This is a genomic window from Roseateles sp. P1_C1_2 (assembly GCF_056406535.1).
Genome location: NZ_JBFUAB010000001.1, coordinates 116,315 through 132,920 on the forward strand (window position 1 = coordinate 116,315; position 16,606 = coordinate 132,920).

12 protein-coding genes are annotated in these 16,606 nt (G+C 65.7%); 3 read left to right on the forward strand and 9 right to left on the reverse strand.

Annotated elements, in window-relative coordinates; genetic code table 11:
* Positions 1 to 39: 39 nt before the first annotated feature.
* The 6 genes from AC1D2H_RS00520 to AC1D2H_RS00545 all read right to left on the reverse strand — a co-directional run bounded on the left by AC1D2H_RS00520 (position 40) and on the right by AC1D2H_RS00545 (position 8,119).
* Positions 40 to 2,637, reverse strand: a complete 2,598-nt coding sequence (locus AC1D2H_RS00520) for a TonB-dependent receptor (RefSeq protein ID WP_478009494.1) — start codon at positions 2,635 to 2,637, stop codon at positions 40 to 42.
* Between the two features lie 222 nt (positions 2,638 to 2,859).
* The gene (gene fahA, locus AC1D2H_RS00525; RefSeq protein WP_478009495.1) at positions 2,860 to 4,095 is read right to left on the reverse strand and encodes a fumarylacetoacetase; all 1,236 of its coding nucleotides are present in this window, start codon (positions 4,093 to 4,095) and stop codon (positions 2,860 to 2,862) included.
* Positions 4,092 to 5,375 (reverse strand): homogentisate 1,2-dioxygenase, encoded by a 1,284-nt coding sequence (gene hmgA, locus AC1D2H_RS00530; protein WP_478009496.1) that lies wholly within the window; start codon positions 5,373 to 5,375, stop codon positions 4,092 to 4,094. Before hmgA ends, fahA begins: the two co-directional genes overlap by 4 nt.
* Entirely contained in the window at positions 5,368 to 5,571 is a 204-nt protein-coding gene (locus AC1D2H_RS00535) for a DUF2783 domain-containing protein (RefSeq protein ID WP_477934787.1), read from the reverse strand. The genes hmgA and AC1D2H_RS00535 overlap by 8 nt, the downstream gene beginning before the upstream one ends.
* Positions 5,568 to 7,148 carry an FAD-dependent oxidoreductase gene (locus tag AC1D2H_RS00540; RefSeq protein WP_478009497.1) on the reverse strand — a complete coding sequence of 527 codons (1,581 nt, stop codon included), beginning with the start codon at positions 7,146 to 7,148 and terminating at the stop codon, positions 5,568 to 5,570. Before AC1D2H_RS00540 ends, AC1D2H_RS00535 begins: the two co-directional genes overlap by 4 nt.
* Entirely contained in the window at positions 7,148 to 8,119 is a 972-nt protein-coding gene (locus AC1D2H_RS00545; RefSeq protein ID WP_478009498.1) for an MBL fold metallo-hydrolase, read from the reverse strand. Before AC1D2H_RS00545 ends, AC1D2H_RS00540 begins: the two co-directional genes overlap by 1 nt.
* A gap of 69 nt (positions 8,120 to 8,188) precedes the next feature.
* Between AC1D2H_RS00545 and AC1D2H_RS00550 the strand changes: the two genes are divergently transcribed.
* Positions 8,189 to 8,914: an IclR family transcriptional regulator gene (locus AC1D2H_RS00550; protein ID WP_477934793.1), complete on the forward strand. Its 726-nt coding sequence runs from the start codon at positions 8,189 to 8,191 to the stop codon at positions 8,912 to 8,914.
* A 501-nt stretch (positions 8,915 to 9,415) separates the two neighbouring features.
* Positions 9,416 to 12,094, forward strand: a complete 2,679-nt coding sequence (locus AC1D2H_RS00555) for a TonB-dependent receptor (protein ID WP_477934795.1) — start codon at positions 9,416 to 9,418, stop codon at positions 12,092 to 12,094.
* Between the two features lie 91 nt (positions 12,095 to 12,185).
* Here the strand turns inward: AC1D2H_RS00555 and AC1D2H_RS00560 are convergent, their stop codons facing one another.
* Together AC1D2H_RS00560 and AC1D2H_RS00565 are read right to left on the reverse strand one after the other, a co-directional pair.
* On the reverse strand, positions 12,186 to 13,127 hold the full coding sequence (locus tag AC1D2H_RS00560; protein WP_478009499.1) for a hypothetical protein: 942 nt from the start codon (positions 13,125 to 13,127) through the stop codon (positions 12,186 to 12,188).
* 401 nt (positions 13,128 to 13,528) lie between these two features.
* Positions 13,529 to 14,359, reverse strand: a complete 831-nt coding sequence (locus AC1D2H_RS00565; protein ID WP_478009665.1) for a DMT family transporter — start codon at positions 14,357 to 14,359, stop codon at positions 13,529 to 13,531.
* A 179-nt stretch (positions 14,360 to 14,538) separates the two neighbouring features.
* Here AC1D2H_RS00565 and AC1D2H_RS00570 point away from each other — a divergent pair, with 179 nt between their 5' ends.
* A complete protein-coding gene (locus AC1D2H_RS00570) occupies positions 14,539 to 15,396 on the forward strand; it encodes a LysR family transcriptional regulator (protein ID WP_478009500.1) in 858 nt (285 codons plus the stop codon).
* Here the strand turns inward: AC1D2H_RS00570 and AC1D2H_RS00575 are convergent.
* Complete coding sequence (locus AC1D2H_RS00575) at positions 15,380 to 16,591, reverse strand: glycoside hydrolase family 27 protein (protein WP_478009501.1); 1,212 nt, start codon at positions 16,589 to 16,591, stop codon at positions 15,380 to 15,382. The two genes, AC1D2H_RS00570 and AC1D2H_RS00575, sit on opposite strands and share 17 nt — an antisense overlap.
* Between the last annotated feature and the right edge of the window lie 15 nt (positions 16,592 to 16,606).

Consider the following 16,606-nt stretch of genomic DNA (forward strand, 5'->3'; position numbering starts at 1 on the left):
TGTACACCGCTGCCGGGGTCTCGGCTATCAGGACCTTACTTAGAACTTCGCGCGGACACCGATGCTGTAGCGGGCACCGTTCTCATAGACGCCGACCGGGATGCCGTCCACCGTGTTGGACTTGATCACTTCGTTGTTGATGTTGACGGCGCTGGCGTACAGCGCGATCTGCTTCGTCACATCCCAGCTGGCCGAGGCATCCCACTGGCCGTAGGCGCTGTTGACGACCTGGCCGCCCATCTCGACGTTGCCATAGCTCTTGGAGCGGTAGTTGTACGAGACGCGCAGCGTGACGGGACCCTGCTCGTAGTAGCCGCTGAAGTTGAACTGATCACGCGAGTTGCCCAGCACCTTCAGGCGCGGCTGGCCGGCTACGGCGCCGGCCTTGGCGTCGGTGAAGGTGTAGTTCACGACGGTGCCGAAGCCGGTGTTGCCGAAGGGCTGTTGCCACTGCAGCTCGAAGCCCTTGATGTCGGCGCCGTTGTCGGCGTTGTAGGGGCGTTCGATGGTCAGGGTCTCGCTGCCCACCTGTTCGGACTTGGAGGCCTTGTAGGTGAAGGTGTCGAGCTTCTTGATGAAGAAGGTGCCCGAGATCAGGGCCGCGTCGGCGTAGTACCACTCGGCGCCGATCTCGGCCTGGTTGGCATGCACCGGCTTCAACATCGGGTTGCCGGCATAGCCCTTGGACAGCACGGTGCCGTCGCGGCGCATGCCGGGGCTGAGCAGGTCGAAGGTCTGGCGGGCCATGGCGCGCGAGACCGAGCCGCGCAGGATGAGCTCCTTGCTGAGGTCGTAGACCACGTTCAGGCTGGGCAGCGCATCGGTGTAGTTGTTGCCGACACTGGTGGGCGAGAAGCCGCCGCTGGCGTTGCCCAGATAGCCGTCCGAGGTCTGCTGCGTGCGCACGAAGCGCAGGCCGAAGTCGCCGCGGAACTTGGCCACCGAGAAGTCGGCCTTGGCGTAGAGGGCCGAGATGCGCTCGTGGATCTTGTAGTTCTCGTTGAGCACGTCCTTGTAGGTCATCGCCTTGTCGAACATCGGGATGCCCTTGCTGGCGACGAGACCGTCGTCGTACCAGGCGTACTGCGTCAGCGCGTCCGACGTGGCGGCCTGCTGGCTCAGCAGTGGCGACGGGCCGGAGGACAGGTCCGACAAGCTGAAGGACTGCCAACCGTTGGAACCGGGACCTGCCGTGCCCTGGATGCGGGAGTTCTTCAGCGTGTTGTCGCGCAGCTTGACGCCGAGCTTGACGGCGTTGATGACGCCGCCGTCGAGGTCGAAGGTCACATCGCCCTGGGCGTAGTTCTCCTTGGCTTCCATGCGGCGGATGCGGTCGTCGCCGGCCTTCAGCGTCAGCGCCTTGGGGTCCAGAGGGCTGATGTCCAGGTACTTCACACCGTAGTGATCGGCGCCCAGCGTGATGGTCGTGCGCGTGTCGCCTTCCATCCAGAAATGGCGGTCATGCGAGCTGCCACCCGAGCTGTTGGTCGTGCCCACCTGGCCATGCAGCCGCCAGTTTCCGCCCTGGTAACTGCCGTCCAGATCCGCCACGCGGGACTTGATGTAGCTCTCGCGGTAGATCGGCTCGAACGACACGCCGGTCTTGGGGCCGAAGGTGCCGCCGACCAGGGCCTTGCTGCCGTCGCTGACCGTGATGAACTTCGGGTCGACGGCGCTGATGACGCCACCCACCGCCAGGCCGCCGGCCTGCCAGAGGTAGTTCTGGTTGTTGTTGTTCATCTTCATGTCCGAATCCATCAGATTCAGCACGAGATCGGTGGCCGGGTTGGGCTGGAACTGCAGGGCGAGATTGGTCGTCGTGCGCTCGCGCTCCTGGCGGAAGATCGCCGAGCCACCGCCCCAGGAGGCATAGGCGTTGGTGACGACGCCGTTCTGGTCCTTGACGTCGTATTTGCCGTCGGAGAACTGCTCCAGGCCGTCGCGGCGCATATGGCGCTTCTGGCTGCTGATGGCCAGCAGCACGCCAAAGGTCTTGTCGTCGCTCTTCCAGTTCAACAGGCCCGAGACCTGCGGGTCGGTCTTGCCGGGCAGCTTGCTGTACATCGCCTCGGCCGAGGCCTGCAGCGTCAGCTGGTCCTTGAAGGCCAGGGGCTTGCGCGTCTTGACGATGACGAGGCCACCGATGCTGCCTTCGTCCAGGTCGGCCGACGGGCTCTTGAACACGTCCAGGCTGCCGACGATCTCGGAGGGCAGCACGTCGTAGTTGAAGCTGCGCGTCTGCGGCTCGTTGAGCCACCACTCCGATGACGCAACGGACTGGCCGTTGAGCTGCGTCATGTTGAGGTTCTTGTCCGTGCCGCGCACGAAGATGGCCTTGCCTTCGCCCCAGATGCGGTCCACCGAGATGCCGGGTACGCGCTGCAGTGAGTCGGCCACGTTCTTGTCGGGGAACTTGCCCACGTCCTCGGCGCTGATGGAGTCGACGATGTTTTGCGACTCGCGCTTCTCCGCCAGGTTCTTCTTCAGCGTCGCCCGCACGCCGCGGATCTCCACGGTGTCGAGTTGCTGGGCGGCCTCCTGGGCCATGGCACCGAGTGCGGTGGCGCCGAGTGCGAGGCCGATGAGGCGGGGCAAAAGAAGGGGCTGAAGAAGGGGCTTGAAGTGAGGCTTGGCCACGTAGGTGCTCCTGGGCAACGAGTTCTGTTGGACAACAAGTAGCCGTCCCCGCGGCGGGTGTGCCGACGGGCAAGGCTCAACTCAGAAGGCCAGAGCTGCGTTGTCTCTTGTCGTCAGACCCTGGCCAGTGCCCGCAATCTAGCGGCGGCGCTCACGCCTGGAGCAAGGCGTTGCGCTTTGTTGGACTTCATTGCGCCGACGTTACGTTGGCGCAATGCTGGGTCAGGTCGCGGGGGTGATTTGCCCGTCGCAGGCCCCGAAACCGATGCGCCGGAATCCGGGTTTCTCCGCAAAGGCGCGCAGGCCGAGAGTGTCGCCATCGAGGACGAACGTGCGCTGTTCACCGTTCGGCAGCGTGATCGGCTGCTTGCCACCGCCGGTCAGCTCCAGCAGGGAGCCGGCCTCCTCAGGCGCGGGGCCGCTGATGGTGCCGGTACCCAGCAAATCACCCGGCTGCAGATTGCAGCCATTGCTGGCGTGGTGGGTCAGCATCTGAGCGAGCGACCAGTAGGCATGGCGCAGGTTGGAGCGCGACAGGCGCGTGGGCTCGCTCATCGTCGGCGTCTTGAACCAGACCTCCATCTCGATGTCGAAACTCGCGTTGGCGCGATGGGCCGGCGAGTCGAGATAGGGCAGCGGCTGCGGGTCTTCAGCGGGCCGGGTGAAGGGGATGCGGAAGGGTGCCAGAGCCTCCATCGTGACGATCCACGGCGAGATCGTCGTGCCGAAGTTCTTGGCCAGGAAAGGCCCGAGCGGCTGGTATTCCCAGGGCTGGATGTCGCGGGCCGACCAGTCGTTGAGCAGCGTCAGGCCGAAGGCGTGCTCGTCGGCCTCGTCGATGCCGAAGGGCTCGCCCAGCGCATTGCCCGGGCCGACGAAGAGGCCCAGCTCGAGCTCGCAATCGACGCGGGCGCTGGGCTTGAACACCGGCACCTCGGCGTCCGGCGGCTTGACCTGGCCCTTGGGGCGGCGCAGCGGCGTGCCGCTGACGACGATGGACGAGGAGCGGCCGTGATAGCCGATCGGCACCCACTGGTAGTTGGGCAGCAGCGGGTTGTCCGGGCGGAACAGCTTGCCGATGGCGCGGGCGTGGTGGATGCCGGTGTAGAAATCGGTGTAGTCGCCGATGCGGCAGGGCAGCGTGTATTCGGCAGCGGCCTGCGGCACCAGCTCGACCTCGGGCGCGCCGGCCTTCAGGGTGTCGAAGAGGCGATGGCGCAAGGCCAGGCGCTCGGCACTCGGGCGGCCCATCAGCGCGTTCAGGTCGGTGATGCCCCAGGCGCTCAGGTCCAGGATCTGGTCGCCGATGCCGACGCCGACACGCCAGGGCTCCAGCGAGCCGGCGCGGCGGAAGCTGCAGAAGGGCAGGTTCTGCAACGGGAAATCGGTTTCGGGCGAGTTGGCCGAAGCGACCCAGGAGAGGGCCGCGGCGTCATGGGTGTGGTCAATCATGCTCATGCTTTGAATTCGTCTTTCAGGCCTTGCCAGCAGTTGGCGTAGGTCGTCTCCAGCGGTGCATCCTTCAGCGCCCAGGCGGTGGGCTTGAGGGGCCAGCGCGTCTCGAACATGAAGGCCAGTGTGGCGTCCAGCTTGTGCGGCTTCAAGTCGGCACCGCTGGCCTTGTCGAAGGCCTCGGTGTCGGGGCCATGGGGCACATAGCTGTTGTGCAGGCTGGCGCCGCCGGGCTTGAAGCCCTCGGGCTTGGCGTCGTACTGGCCCAGCACCAGGCCCATGAACTCGCTCATCACATTGCGGTGATACCAGGGCGGACGGAAGGTGTCCTCGGCCACCATCCAGCGCGGCGGGAAGATGACGAAGTCGACGTTGGCCCAGCCGGGCGTGTCGCTGGGGCTGGTCAGCACCGTGAAGATGCTGGGGTCGGGGTGGTCGAAGCTGACGGTGTTGATCGTCATGAAGCGCGCCGTGTCCCAGCGGTAGGGCACCAGGTTGCCGTGCCAGGCGACGACGTTGAAGGGGCTGTGCGCCTGCTTCGCGCGCCACAGCTTGCCGCCATAGCGTTTCACGATCTCGTACTCGCCCTCCTCTTGCTCATGCCAGGCCACCGGCGCCTCGAAGTCGCGCGCGTTGGCCAGGCCGTTGGAGCCGATGGGGCCCAGCTCGGGCAGGCGGAAGGCCGCGCCGTGGTTCTCGCAGACATAGCCACGCGCGGGCACGTCGAGCGGGTCGACCTTGAAGGCCATGCCGCGCGGCAGCAGCGCGATGAAGCCGGGGGCCACCACGAGGCGGCCGAGCTCCGTCGTCACGAGCAGGCGGCCCTGTTGCGGCACCAGCAGCATCTCGGCGTCGGCGTCCACGAGGGCGCGGCGGCCCATGGCGCGCGTCGCGACATAGGCCAGTGCGCCCATGCCACCGATGCCGGTCTCGCCATTGACGGCATAGCTGCGCAGGCCGTCGACGAAATCGCCATCGCCCTGCAGCGGCGTCGGCCCCCAGCGCAGCGGGTCGGGCGAGGCGCACTCGCCTTCCGCGGCACCGCTCTTCCACAGCGCATGTGCCAGCGGCTCATAGCCACCGACGACGACCGACGGCCGGCGGCGGTACATCCAGGTGCGATGGTTGTCGGCGCGCGGCGCCGTGAAGGCGCTGCCGGACAGCAGCTCGGCATAGAGGCCGTGAGGCGCCTTCTGCGGGCTGTTGCGGCCGATCGGCAACGCGCCGGGATGGGCCTCGCTGCTGTGCTGGTTGCCGAAACCAGTCAGATAGGTCAGTTCAGTCATGGTGTTCGTGATGGGCAAGTGCGAAGGCTTGTCTCAGCACTTCGCGGTCGCCGATGTGGTTGCACAGGATCAGGGTCAGCCGCGCCAGCCAGTCGGCGGCCTGTTCGTCGCTCAGGGCGGCCTGGGCGGCGATGAGTTCGGCGTAGAAGGCGTCCGCCTCGCGGCCGAAATTTGGGGTCAGGTTCAATTTATTCATGACGCTCTCCCATGGGCACGAGCCAGCGCCGAGCGCACCGCATCGGCGTCGAAGCGATGCCAGCGCGCGGCGACGACGGCGTCGGGGCGGATCAGCACGACGCTGCCCGGACGTGCGCCGTAGCGCGTCGCCGCCAGGCCCTCGCCGGGCAAGCCGATGACGCGCAGATCGGGCGCCTCCACCGGCCAGCCGAAGGCCAGCAGCACAAAGCCGGCGCCGAACTGCTCGCCGAGCCAGCCACCGCCATCCAGTGGCGCGTCCGGCGCCGGGCAGCCGGGCGCGGGACCGCCCGTCCAGGCCTCCGTGTCCAGCGTGCTCAGCGGCGAATCGACATGCTCGGTCGGCGTGGACAGGCGCCCGCTGTTGACCAGGGGTTTGGCAAAGTCGGTGCGTGCGGCGAGGTCGAGTGCGGCCTTGCGCAGGCGCTGGCTCAGGCTGCTCTTGGGACTGATGAAGTCGGTCGCCCGCGTCGAGTGGCCGATGTTGTCGTCGGCGGCCTCGATGCGCTCGAATTCATAGGAGTCCAGCAGCACCTCGCTGCCCTCCCCCTTCACGACGGCGGCCAGCTTCCAGCCGAGGTTGTCGGCATCCTGCACGCCGCTGTTGGCACCCCGTGCGCCAAAGGGCGAGACCTGGTGAGCGGCGTCCCCGGCCAGCAGCACGCGCCCGACACGCAAGCGCTCGGCGCGCCGGCAGCAGAACTGGTAGATGGACGACCAGGCGAGCTCGAAGCCCTGCGTGCCCAGCATGGCCGCGACGCGTTCCTTGATGCGCTCAGGGTCGCGCTCGGCCTCGACATCGGCATCGCGGCCCAGCTGGAAGTCGATGCGCCACAGGCCGTCCGCCTGCGCATGCAGCAGCACGGACTGGCCGCGGTGGAAAGGCGGGTCGAACCAGAACCAGCGCTCGGGTCTGGCGGGATCCAGCCCGCGCGGACGCACGCCCGCGCCCAGTCGCACATCGGCGATCAGGAAACGGTCCTCGAAGACCTGGCCCTGGAAACTCAGGCCCAGCAAGGTGCGCGTTGGGCTGCGCGCGCCGTCGCAGGCGGCGACCCAGTCGGCGCGCATGTCGAACAGGCCATCGGGCGTGCGCACATTCAGCGTCACGCCGTCGTCGTCCTGCTCCAGGCCGATCAGCTCATGCCTGCCACGCAGCTCGATGCGCTGATCAAGTTGCACGGCGCGTATCAGTCGTGCCTCCACCTGGTCCTGCTGCAAGTTCACCATCGCCGGCATCTTGTGATGCGCCTCGGGCAGCAGGTCGAAGGCATAGGCCTCGCGCTCGCCGTGAAAGACCCGGCCACGCTGCCAGCGCACGCCCTCGCGCGCGACCGCTTCGCCGACACCGAGACGGTCGAACACCTCCAGCGTCTTCTTGGCCCAGCAGACCGCGCGCGAGCCCTCGCCGATGCGGTCGCTGTCATCGATGACGACGACGGGCACGTCGCGGCGCGCCAGGTCCAGCGCCAGCGTCAGGCCCACCGGACCGGCGCCGACGATGACGACGGGCCGACGCTGCGGCTGGCCGGAGCGCTGCTCCAGCGACTGGTGATACGGGTAGCGCGGCAGGTCCATCAGGCCCCTTCCAACGACTTCCACATCTCCACGTCACGTTCTGCTGTCCAGATACGCGGATGCGAAGTGCCGCCGGCCTCGTCATAAGCGCGCGTCACGTCGAAGGGCATGCAGTGGTCGAAGATGACCCAATGCCCGTACTTGGGCCGCAGCGCCGCCATCGTGCGCTGGTAGACGGCCTTCAGTTCTTCGCCCGCCTTCACGCCGGCCTGCACCGCGGCGTACAGCTCGCTGACGAAGGCGCGCGTGCCGTCCAGGCCGGCTGCCACCTGCTCGGCGCCCTTCAGCGCCGGGCCGCGGCCGGGCACGAGGGCAGCAGCGTGCAGCGCCGCAACGGCGTCCAGCGTCGCGGGCCAGTCGGCGAAATGCGCGTCGCCGCAGTAGGGCGTCGCGTCGAACTCGACCAGGTCACCACTGAACAACACGCGCTCCTCGGGCAACCAGGCCACGGTGTCGCCGGCGGTGTGGCCGCGGCCGGGCGAGAACATCTCGACCTTGACGCCGCCCAGGTCCAGCGTCAGCCGGCCCGAGAACGTCAGCGTCGGCCACGTCAGCCCTGCAGGCACGGACTCGACATTGCGAAACAGGCGCGGGAAGCGGCCGATCTCGCTGGCCTTGTCCTGCTCGCCGCGCTCCTTGATCAGGGCCAGCGTCGCATCGCTGGCAATGACCTGCTCCAGGCCCTCGGCCTTGAAGGCCGACGCGCCGAGCACGCGCACCGCGTGGTAGTGGCTCAGCAGCACGTATTTGATGGGCACAGCCGACACCTCGCGGATGCGGCGGATCACGTCGGCCGCCATGACAGGCGTGGCCTGGGTGTCGATCACCATGGCCGCGTCGCGCCCGATGACGATGCCGGTGTTCGGATCCCCCTCGGCGGTGTAGGCCCAGGCGTGCGCCGACAGGCGCTCGAAGGTGACCTGCTTCTCTTCCAGGTCGGCTTGCGAGGCAAAGGCTTTTTTCGTCGTCATGCGGGTCTCCAGCGTCGAAGCCGAAATTTAGCCTATTCCAAATCAATTCACCAATATAGAATTTTCCGCATGGTTGAGCCCAAGGCCCCGCGAGGCATCCAGAGCATCGAAGTCGGCGGTCAGCTGCTGCTGGCCCTGGCCCACCAGGGCCGGCCGATGGCGCTGAAGGATCTGGCGCGGGAAGCCGGCATGACCCCGGCGAAGGCCCACCCCTATCTGGTCAGCTTCATCAAGCTGGGCCTCGTCGAGCAGGACGGCGGCAGCGGGCCCTATGCACTGGGCCCGCTGGCCTTGCAGCTCGGTCTCATCAGCCTGCAGCAGTACGACCCTGTGCGGCTGGCCACGCCGGTCATCGAGGAGCTGGCGCTGCAACTGGGCCACACCGTGGCCATCGCCGTGTGGGGCACGCGCGGGCCGACCATCGTGCGCGTGGCCGAAGGGCCGGCCCCGGTACACATCAGCATGCGCCACGGCACGGTGATGAGCCTGGCCGGAACGGCGTCGGGGCGCTTGTTCGCGGCCTGGCGCACCGAAGAAGCCGCGGCGCTGGGTGAAGCGCTGCCGGATGCCCGCGTCACCGACGCCGTCCGCAAAGACGGCTTGGCGACCTCGCGCGACGGCGTCGTCGCCGGCGTCAGCGCGGCGGCGGCGCCGGTTTTCGAAGCTTCGGGGCGGCTGGTGCTGGCCTTGACGGCGATCGGCTCAAGCGCCGGCTTCGACACCGCGCTGGACGGTGCACTGGTCACGCAATTGCGCAAGGCAGCCGCCCTGCTGTCGCGCCGGCTGGGCCACTGACCCGCCGCTGCCCGCGCGCCGGACAGGCTGGCGACAGGCAATTTTTCGATAAACACCGCAAACTATTTTTGCAATTTAGAGATTGCAAATTTCCAGGGTTAAGCGGCGCTCACCATCGGTTTGCAGGCAATTTATGCCTAGTGGAAAACCATAAATAGCCGAATCATCCAAAAATAACCATAAATGATTCGATTTCTTACTTACAACCATTGCCCCGCCGATAAGTAATGTGAAGCAGTTTTACTATTTGGTAAAACGCATCAGCCAAAAGCCCGCCAGGCCCCCCTGGAATTGCCAGAAATCCTTTCTGCATCAAGGCATTAGCGAATCCACCGGCACCCTCGCACAGAGATTTACGCGACCCCCCAGGGATTCCCTAGACACCTCGGGTTTGCCCGAGGCCAGAAAATTTGCTCCGACAGCCAGCGCCCGATCCGGCGCTTTCAATCGGCTGAATCCGATGGCAAGCCACCCGCTTGCCACGTTTTTTCTGGAGCAGAGATGCATAAGCAAACCAAAATCGCCGCCGCGGTCCTGTTGACCGTCGGTGGTTTCAGTGCCTGGGCCCAACAGGCCCCCGCCGAACCGCAGCAGATCGAGCGCGTAACCGTGACCGGCTCGGCCATCAAGCGCCTTGATGCCGAGACCGCGGTGCCGATCACGGTGTTCAAGATGAAGGACATCAAGCAGCAAGGCCTGACGACCGTCGAACAGATCCTGAGCACGCTGACCGCCAGCCAGACCAGCACCGGCACCAACCAGGCCGTGGGCTCCTCAACGGGTGGCGCTTCGTTCGCCGACTTGCGCGGTGTTGGCGCCAACAAGACGCTCGTGCTGCTGAATGGCCGCCGTATCGCGAACAACGCCTTCGACGGCTCTGCGCCCGACCTGAACATGATCCCGATGGCGGCCATCGAGCGCATCGAGGTGCTGCGTGACGGCGCTTCGGCGCTGTATGGCACGGACGCCATCGGCGGCGTCATCAACTTCATCACGCGCAAGGACTACCAGGGCGGCACCGTGACGGTGGGCACGGACATCCCCCAGCATGCCGGTGGCAAATCGCAGAATGCCAACGCCGGTTTCGGCTTCGGCGACCTGGAGGCCCAGGGCTACAACGTTTTCGGCTTCGTGGACTTCCAGAAGCAGGACCGCATCACCGGCTCGCAGCGCTCGTTCAACCGTCGCTATGACGGCGGCATCTCCGGCTCGCCTTCGCCGGCCAACTACTACCAGAACCCGGACGTCTGGTACAACCCCGCCGCGCCGGATTGCAAGAACGGCACGTTCATCATCCCGGCCGGGGACGGCACGTCCTGCTACATGACGACGTCCAACTTCGTGGACTACATCCCGAAGAGCGAACGCGCATCCGGCATGGTCAAGGGCGATGTGAAGCTGGGCAACGACCACACGCTGGGTGCGGAGTACTTCATCACGCGCAGCAACGTGAAGACCCTGATCGCACCGGTGCCCTTCGGCTTCCTGCCGATGAACCGCCTGCGCCCGGACGGCACGCCCAATCCCTATTTCCCGACCAACCCCGCCCTGGACCCGGCCTTCAACGATGGTCTGGTGGGTGAAACGATGACCGACGGCGGCGCGCAGATCCAGCCCGGCTACGTCATCGCGCGCTGGCGCGACATGCCCAACGGCCAGCGCGGCGACAGCAACACCAACACCCAGCAGCGTTTCACGCTGTCGCTGGACGGCACAGTTGCAGGCTGGGACTACGGCGTGGGCGTGAGCCGCAACCAGAACAAGGTCGACGAGAAGCTGATCAGTGGCTATGCCAATGGCCCGCTGGTCTATGAAGGCGTGCTGACCGGCGTGATCAACCCCTTTGGCGCGCAGAGCGCGGCCGGCCAGGCCCTGCTCGACCAGGCCGGCGCGACCGGTCTGATCATGTTTGCCAAGGGCACGACGACGAACGTCGACGCCCACGCCAGCCGCGAGATCGGCGACTGGTTCAAGGCTGGCCGCCAGGCCGCCATCGCCGTCGGCGCCGAGTACCGCAAGGAAAACTTCGTTCAACAGGCGAACCCGGCCTACGCCACCATCGTCGTCGACTCGACCGGCATTGACCCGGCCACCTACAGCGCCGGCTCGCGCAAGGTCAGCGCGCTGTACACCGAGTTGAACGTGCCGCTGCTGCAGTCCCTGGACATCACGGCCGCGGTCCGCTACGACAAGTACAACGACTTCGGCAACACGACCAACCCCAAGATCGGCTTCCGCTTCCAGCCCAGCAAGGAAGTCCTGGTGCGCGGCTCCTATTCCACGGGCTTCCGTGCACCGTCGCTGTATGAGCTGAACGCCGCCCAGACGTACACCAACTCAGGCACGGTCAACGACCCGTTGCTGTGCCCCTCGGGCACGGGCAGCCCGGCCGTTTGCAAGGCCCAGTTCATGGTGCTGAACGGCGGCAACCTGACGCTGCAGCCCGAGAAGAGCAAGAACGCCACGTTGGGCCTCATCGTCCAGCCGGTGGCCGACCTGAGCGTAGGCCTGGACTTCTGGTGGCTGCGCCTGAAGAACCAGATCGGCGTGGTCGGTGACGACTCGCTGTTCGACCCCGCCAACTACGGCCTCTTCGGCCCGTACTTCCATCGCAATGGCGCCGGCCAGCTGTCGACCAACGGCAACCAGTGCCCGGGCACGAATTGCGGCTACGTGGACGTGCGCCAGCAGAACCTCGGTGGCACCAACACCAATGGCGTGGACATCACGGCCAACTACCGCCTGCCCTCGGCAATCGGTACGTTCACTTTCGGCCTGAACACCACCTACGTCGCCAAGTATGAGTACCAGGACTACACCGGCGGCCCGTGGAACCAGAACGTCGGCATCTATTCGGGCGCCGGTCCGGTGTTCCGTTGGCAGCACACGCTGACGGCAATCTGGGCCAAGGATGCCTTCTCGGCTGGCCTGACGGGTCACTACAAGTCTGGCTACATCGATTCGGACCCGACCAACCACGTGAGCAACTACGCCACGCTGGATGCGTTTGGCTCCTGGAAGCCGCTGAAGGGCGCGACGCTGACGCTGGGCGTGCACAACCTGACCGACCGCGATCCGCCGCTGAGCTACCAGACGCAGGTCTTCCAGGCCGGCTACGACCCGCGCTACACGAGCGCCATCGGCCGCACCTACTACGTGCGCGCGTCCTACGACTTCTGAACGTAGCTCTGGGGAGGCTTCGGCCTCCCCAAAATCAAAACGCCCTGGATTGCTCCAGGGCGTTTTTCTTTGGAGGAGCTTGTCGCGCCGCTCAGAACGGGAAGCAGGACCGGCCAGAGGCCTCCGGCGGGCAATACATCTCGTCGTAGTAGATCCGATGCTCTCCCAATTCCAATCGGAGATTGCCGATGGCAATGGACATGATCAGGTCGTGAGAACCGGCTTGATGTGGGTAGCCCTGTGGGCCATACACGCGTCGCTTCGGGTCGCCGATGTCGACGCTCATGGCAGGCAGGTTCTGGAAGCCGCCCGCGATCTTGTTCTTGAGCTGGGCCAAGTTCAGGCCGGGCGCTCCGAACACCGAATCCGGAATCGCGTTCAAGCCCATGAAAGTGAAGGGCTTCAACTCATCGAGATTGGCGATCGCGTTGTGTGCCAACTGCATCTTTTCAGCGATCAATCCGTCGATCTTGTAGGAGATGAAAGCATCCACCAAGGTATTGACAAAAGGAATCCAATCCAGATTTGTCTGGCAGGAGTAGCTGGGGTTCAGTTTGAAATTCTTGATTTCCTTGGCTACCAGCAATCCCGAGACGATGTCCAGTCGTCCCACAATTGTCGTTGCAGGATCCAGCGAAAGATTGATATTGCAGGTGGCGCTCACGCCGGCATAAGACTGCTTCGCCGTCGCGTTGATCACGATCCGCAGGCCTGAAAACGTGACGTCCCCGCTGCTATAGGTCAGCGACAGCGGGCCATCGACGCTTGCCGATCCGTTTTGATAGCCCGGCAATCCGGACAGCGGTGCCATCAGCTGCGGCACCAGATAGGCACGCAGCTGCGACATCATGGTTTGCTGCGCGTCCACCATGGATTTGTAGGTTGAACCGGTCAAGGGCGTCCGGTATGTGGCGATGGTGCCGTCAGAACCGTACAGCGTCCCGAGGTAGTAAAAATCCTGAGCGGCATGGGCGGCAATTGCGCCGAAACCAATGACCAGCGCCGCGCCTGCTTTGACTATCAAATTTCTCATTGAAACTCCCAATAAAGTCTTACTTCACACACTCAGATGTGCGTGTCCCCACGCTTGAGCCGACCTTGCATCGGAGCACTGTCTGTCAACCACCTATCCGACGCTTGAGCGCAAACACTGGTGGCGCGCAAACCAGCGTCCATAGCGACACGATGACCGTGCTGATCTTCATTCCAGTCTCTCCCTGAGGGCCTACACGCAAGACTGCGCAGTTAGGCGAGAGCAACTCTATGGCAGCCCGAGTAGTAAAAACTACCAATGCTTGCGGCACCCCCTAGGGCACCAAATCTCACGGATGCTTTTCAATTGGTTGCGGCGTTAGCGCTTGGCCTGTGATAGCTGGCCACCACCGCTTTCAATACAAAGAGTCGTCCAGAAGGGCGGACCGGAACAGCGACGACCTAGGCTTTGCTGACGAGAGCAATGCCGGCCAGCACCAACAGGCTGCCTGCGACAAAGCTGGGTGCCAATGCCTCACCCAGCAGCCACACACCCAGCAGCACACCGAACAGCGGCGTCAGAAAAGTGAAGGCACCCAGGCGCGAGGCCAGGTAACGCCGCAGCAGCCAGAACCAGGTCAGGAAGCTGGCGAAGGACACCACCAGGCTCTGGAAACCCAGATGGGCCCAGACGGTGAGCGTCGGCTCGAAGCGCCACTGCCCGGTCAACCAGGCGCTCGGCAACAGCAGCACCAGGGCACCGAGCAATTGGTAGAGCAAGGTCTCTGTCGCTGGCGCCTCGGCCAGCCGCGTGCAGCGGATGGTCACGGTCGTGGCCCCCATGGCCAAGCCCGCCATCACAGCCAGCAGGTCACCGAGCAACGCACTGCCATCCCTTGCCACACCGTCCAGAAAGGCCAGGGCGATACCGGCAAATGCCAGGGCGATGCCTGCCCAGCGCCGACCGTCCAGGCGCTCCGCCGGCAGCCGCCAGTGCAGCCCCAGCGCGGTGAACAGCGGCGAGGTGTAGAGAAAGACGACGACGTGCGACGCCTGCGTCATCTGCAGCGCCACGGACACCAACAGGAATTCCAGGCCGAACAGCGAGCCCGCCGCGGCGCCGGCCGCCCAGCGGCGGCGATCCAGCGCCTCACCACGCCGGCGCATCAGGGCGGCCAGCAGCAGCAAGGCAATGCCGGACCGCAGGGCCACCATCAGCATCGGGCTGGCCTGCTCCGCCACGGCCTTCAGCGACACCTGCTGAAGGCCCCAGAGGAAGCACAACAACAGCATCAGGCCGCCGGCGCGGGCATCGAGTGGGCCGGCCGTGATGGCGAGCGGCGCCCGCGCGGCAACGGGGGAAATGTCGGCGGTGGCGGGGCTGGAAAGGTACTTCATGACGCCAATGTGCCGTCGGATCGAAGATCCGAAAAGCGCATAATTCAGAGAGCATCCATCCGCTTAACGAATCTATGCGCGACCTGCAGATCGACTGGCTGAATTGCTTTGTCGCCACCGTCGACGCCGGTTCGCTGTCCAGTGCCGCCGCCGAGATCCACCGCTCCCAGTCGGCCGTCAGCATGCAGCTCAAGAAGCTGGAGGCGGCCGTCGGCCACCGGCTGCTCGAACGTGATGCACGCCAGCTGTCGCTGACCCACGAAGGCCAGACCCTGCTCGGCTATGCACGGCGCATGCTCGACCTGCAGGCCGAGGCCCAGGCGGCGCTGCGCGAGGAAGACATCACCGGCCTCATCCGGCTGGGCGTGCCGGACGACTACGCCAGCAAATACCTGACGCCAGCCCTCAAGCGCTTCGCGCCGCGGCACGGCGGCGTCGAGATCCAGCTGGACTGCGAGCAGTCGACCTCGCTGATCCCGCGCGTGGCGCGCGGCGATCTCGACCTCGCGCTGGTCTCGCGCGACCACGCACGGCGCGGCACGCTGCTCTTCCACGAGCCCATGGTCTGGGTCGGCTCACCGCAGTTCGAGGTCTGGCGCCGCGACCCGCTGCCCATTGCCGTCTACGAGGAAGCCAGCCTGGGCCGACGCAGCGCCATCAACTCGCTGGCCCTGCAGGGGCGGCCCTACAAGATCGTCTACAACAGCTCCAATCTGGCGGGGCAGATTGCCGCCGTCGAAAGCGGGATCGCAGTGGCCGTGCTGACGCAATGCAGTGTGCCAGCACATCTGCAGTTGCTCGGTGCCGAGCAGGGCCTGGGCCCGCTGGAGCCCATGGAGGTGGCCGTCTACCGCAGCCAGGCCTCCAAGGGCAACAAGGCCGTGGACAGCCTGCAGCGCTTGCTGGTGCAGACGCTCAGGGCGCCGGGGTGATGCGCACCATCAGCACGCCATGAGGCGCGACGCGACCACCCAACTCGCCTGACACGCCGCGGGTCTTCTTGCCTGACCACAGATCGTGCACCTCGGCCTTGAGCCTGGGCGGAAGGTCGAGCTGATCCCACGTGACCTTGATGTCGGCCGGCTTCTCGCTGCGATTGAAGAGCACCGCCGCGCGGTCGCCGCCGGCCAGCGTGCGCACCCAGACCTCCAGGTCGCCCTGGCGCCAGATGCGCCGGCCCTGGCGGCCCAGCGGGTCCTGATCGACCTTGATGACCTCGGCATTGGTCAGGATGCGCTTGGTCGCCTCATCCATCTTCGCCATGTCGTTGCCTGCGACCAGCGGCGCGGCCAGCATGGCCCAGATGGAGAAGTGGCTCTCGTACTCCGTCGTCGTCATGCCGCCGTTGCCGACCTCCAGCATGTCGGGATCGTTCCAGCCGTTGGGGGCAGCATCGGTCCACAGATCGGCGTTCATGTCGATGATGTCCAGCAGGCCGTGCGACCACTCCTTCTTGCCCTTCCAGGCATCCCAGATGTCGCCCGTGGTGCGCCACAGGTGACCGATCGGGTGGGCCCAGCGGCCGGGCTGGCTCGAGCCCCATTCGCAGATGGACAGCACGATGTCACGGCCCGATTCGCGCAGGGCCTTGGCCATGATGGTGTAGGCCGCCTCGGGGTTGCGCGGGCCGGTGTAGCACCAGTCGTACTTCAGCCAGTCCACGCCCCATTTGGCGTACTGGCGCGCATCCTGGAATTCATGGCCGGCGCTGCCGGGGCGGCCACCGCAGGTCAGCGAGCCGGCGTCGGAATAGAGCCCGAACTTCAGCCCTTTGCTGTGCACATAGTCGGCCAGGGCCTTCATGCCCGACGGGAAGCGCTCGGGGTCGGCCTGGATGTTGCCGTCGGCGTCGCGGCTCTTCTGCCAGCAGTCGTCGATGACGATGTAGGTGTAGCCGGCCGCCTTCATGCCGGAGGCCACCATGGCGTCGGCCTGCTGGCGGATCAGCTGCTCCGACACATTGCAGGCGAACTTGTTCCAGGAGTTCCAGCCCATTGGCGGTGTGGGCGCGAGATTGGGCTTGGGGGCGTCGAGTTTCAGCGTCTCGTGCGGGGCGGCCTGGGCGCCGGCAATGCAGACGCAGGTCGACAGGGCCAGCAATGCGCGGCCGTGCCAGGTTGAAGTCATGGCGAAAACTCCGAA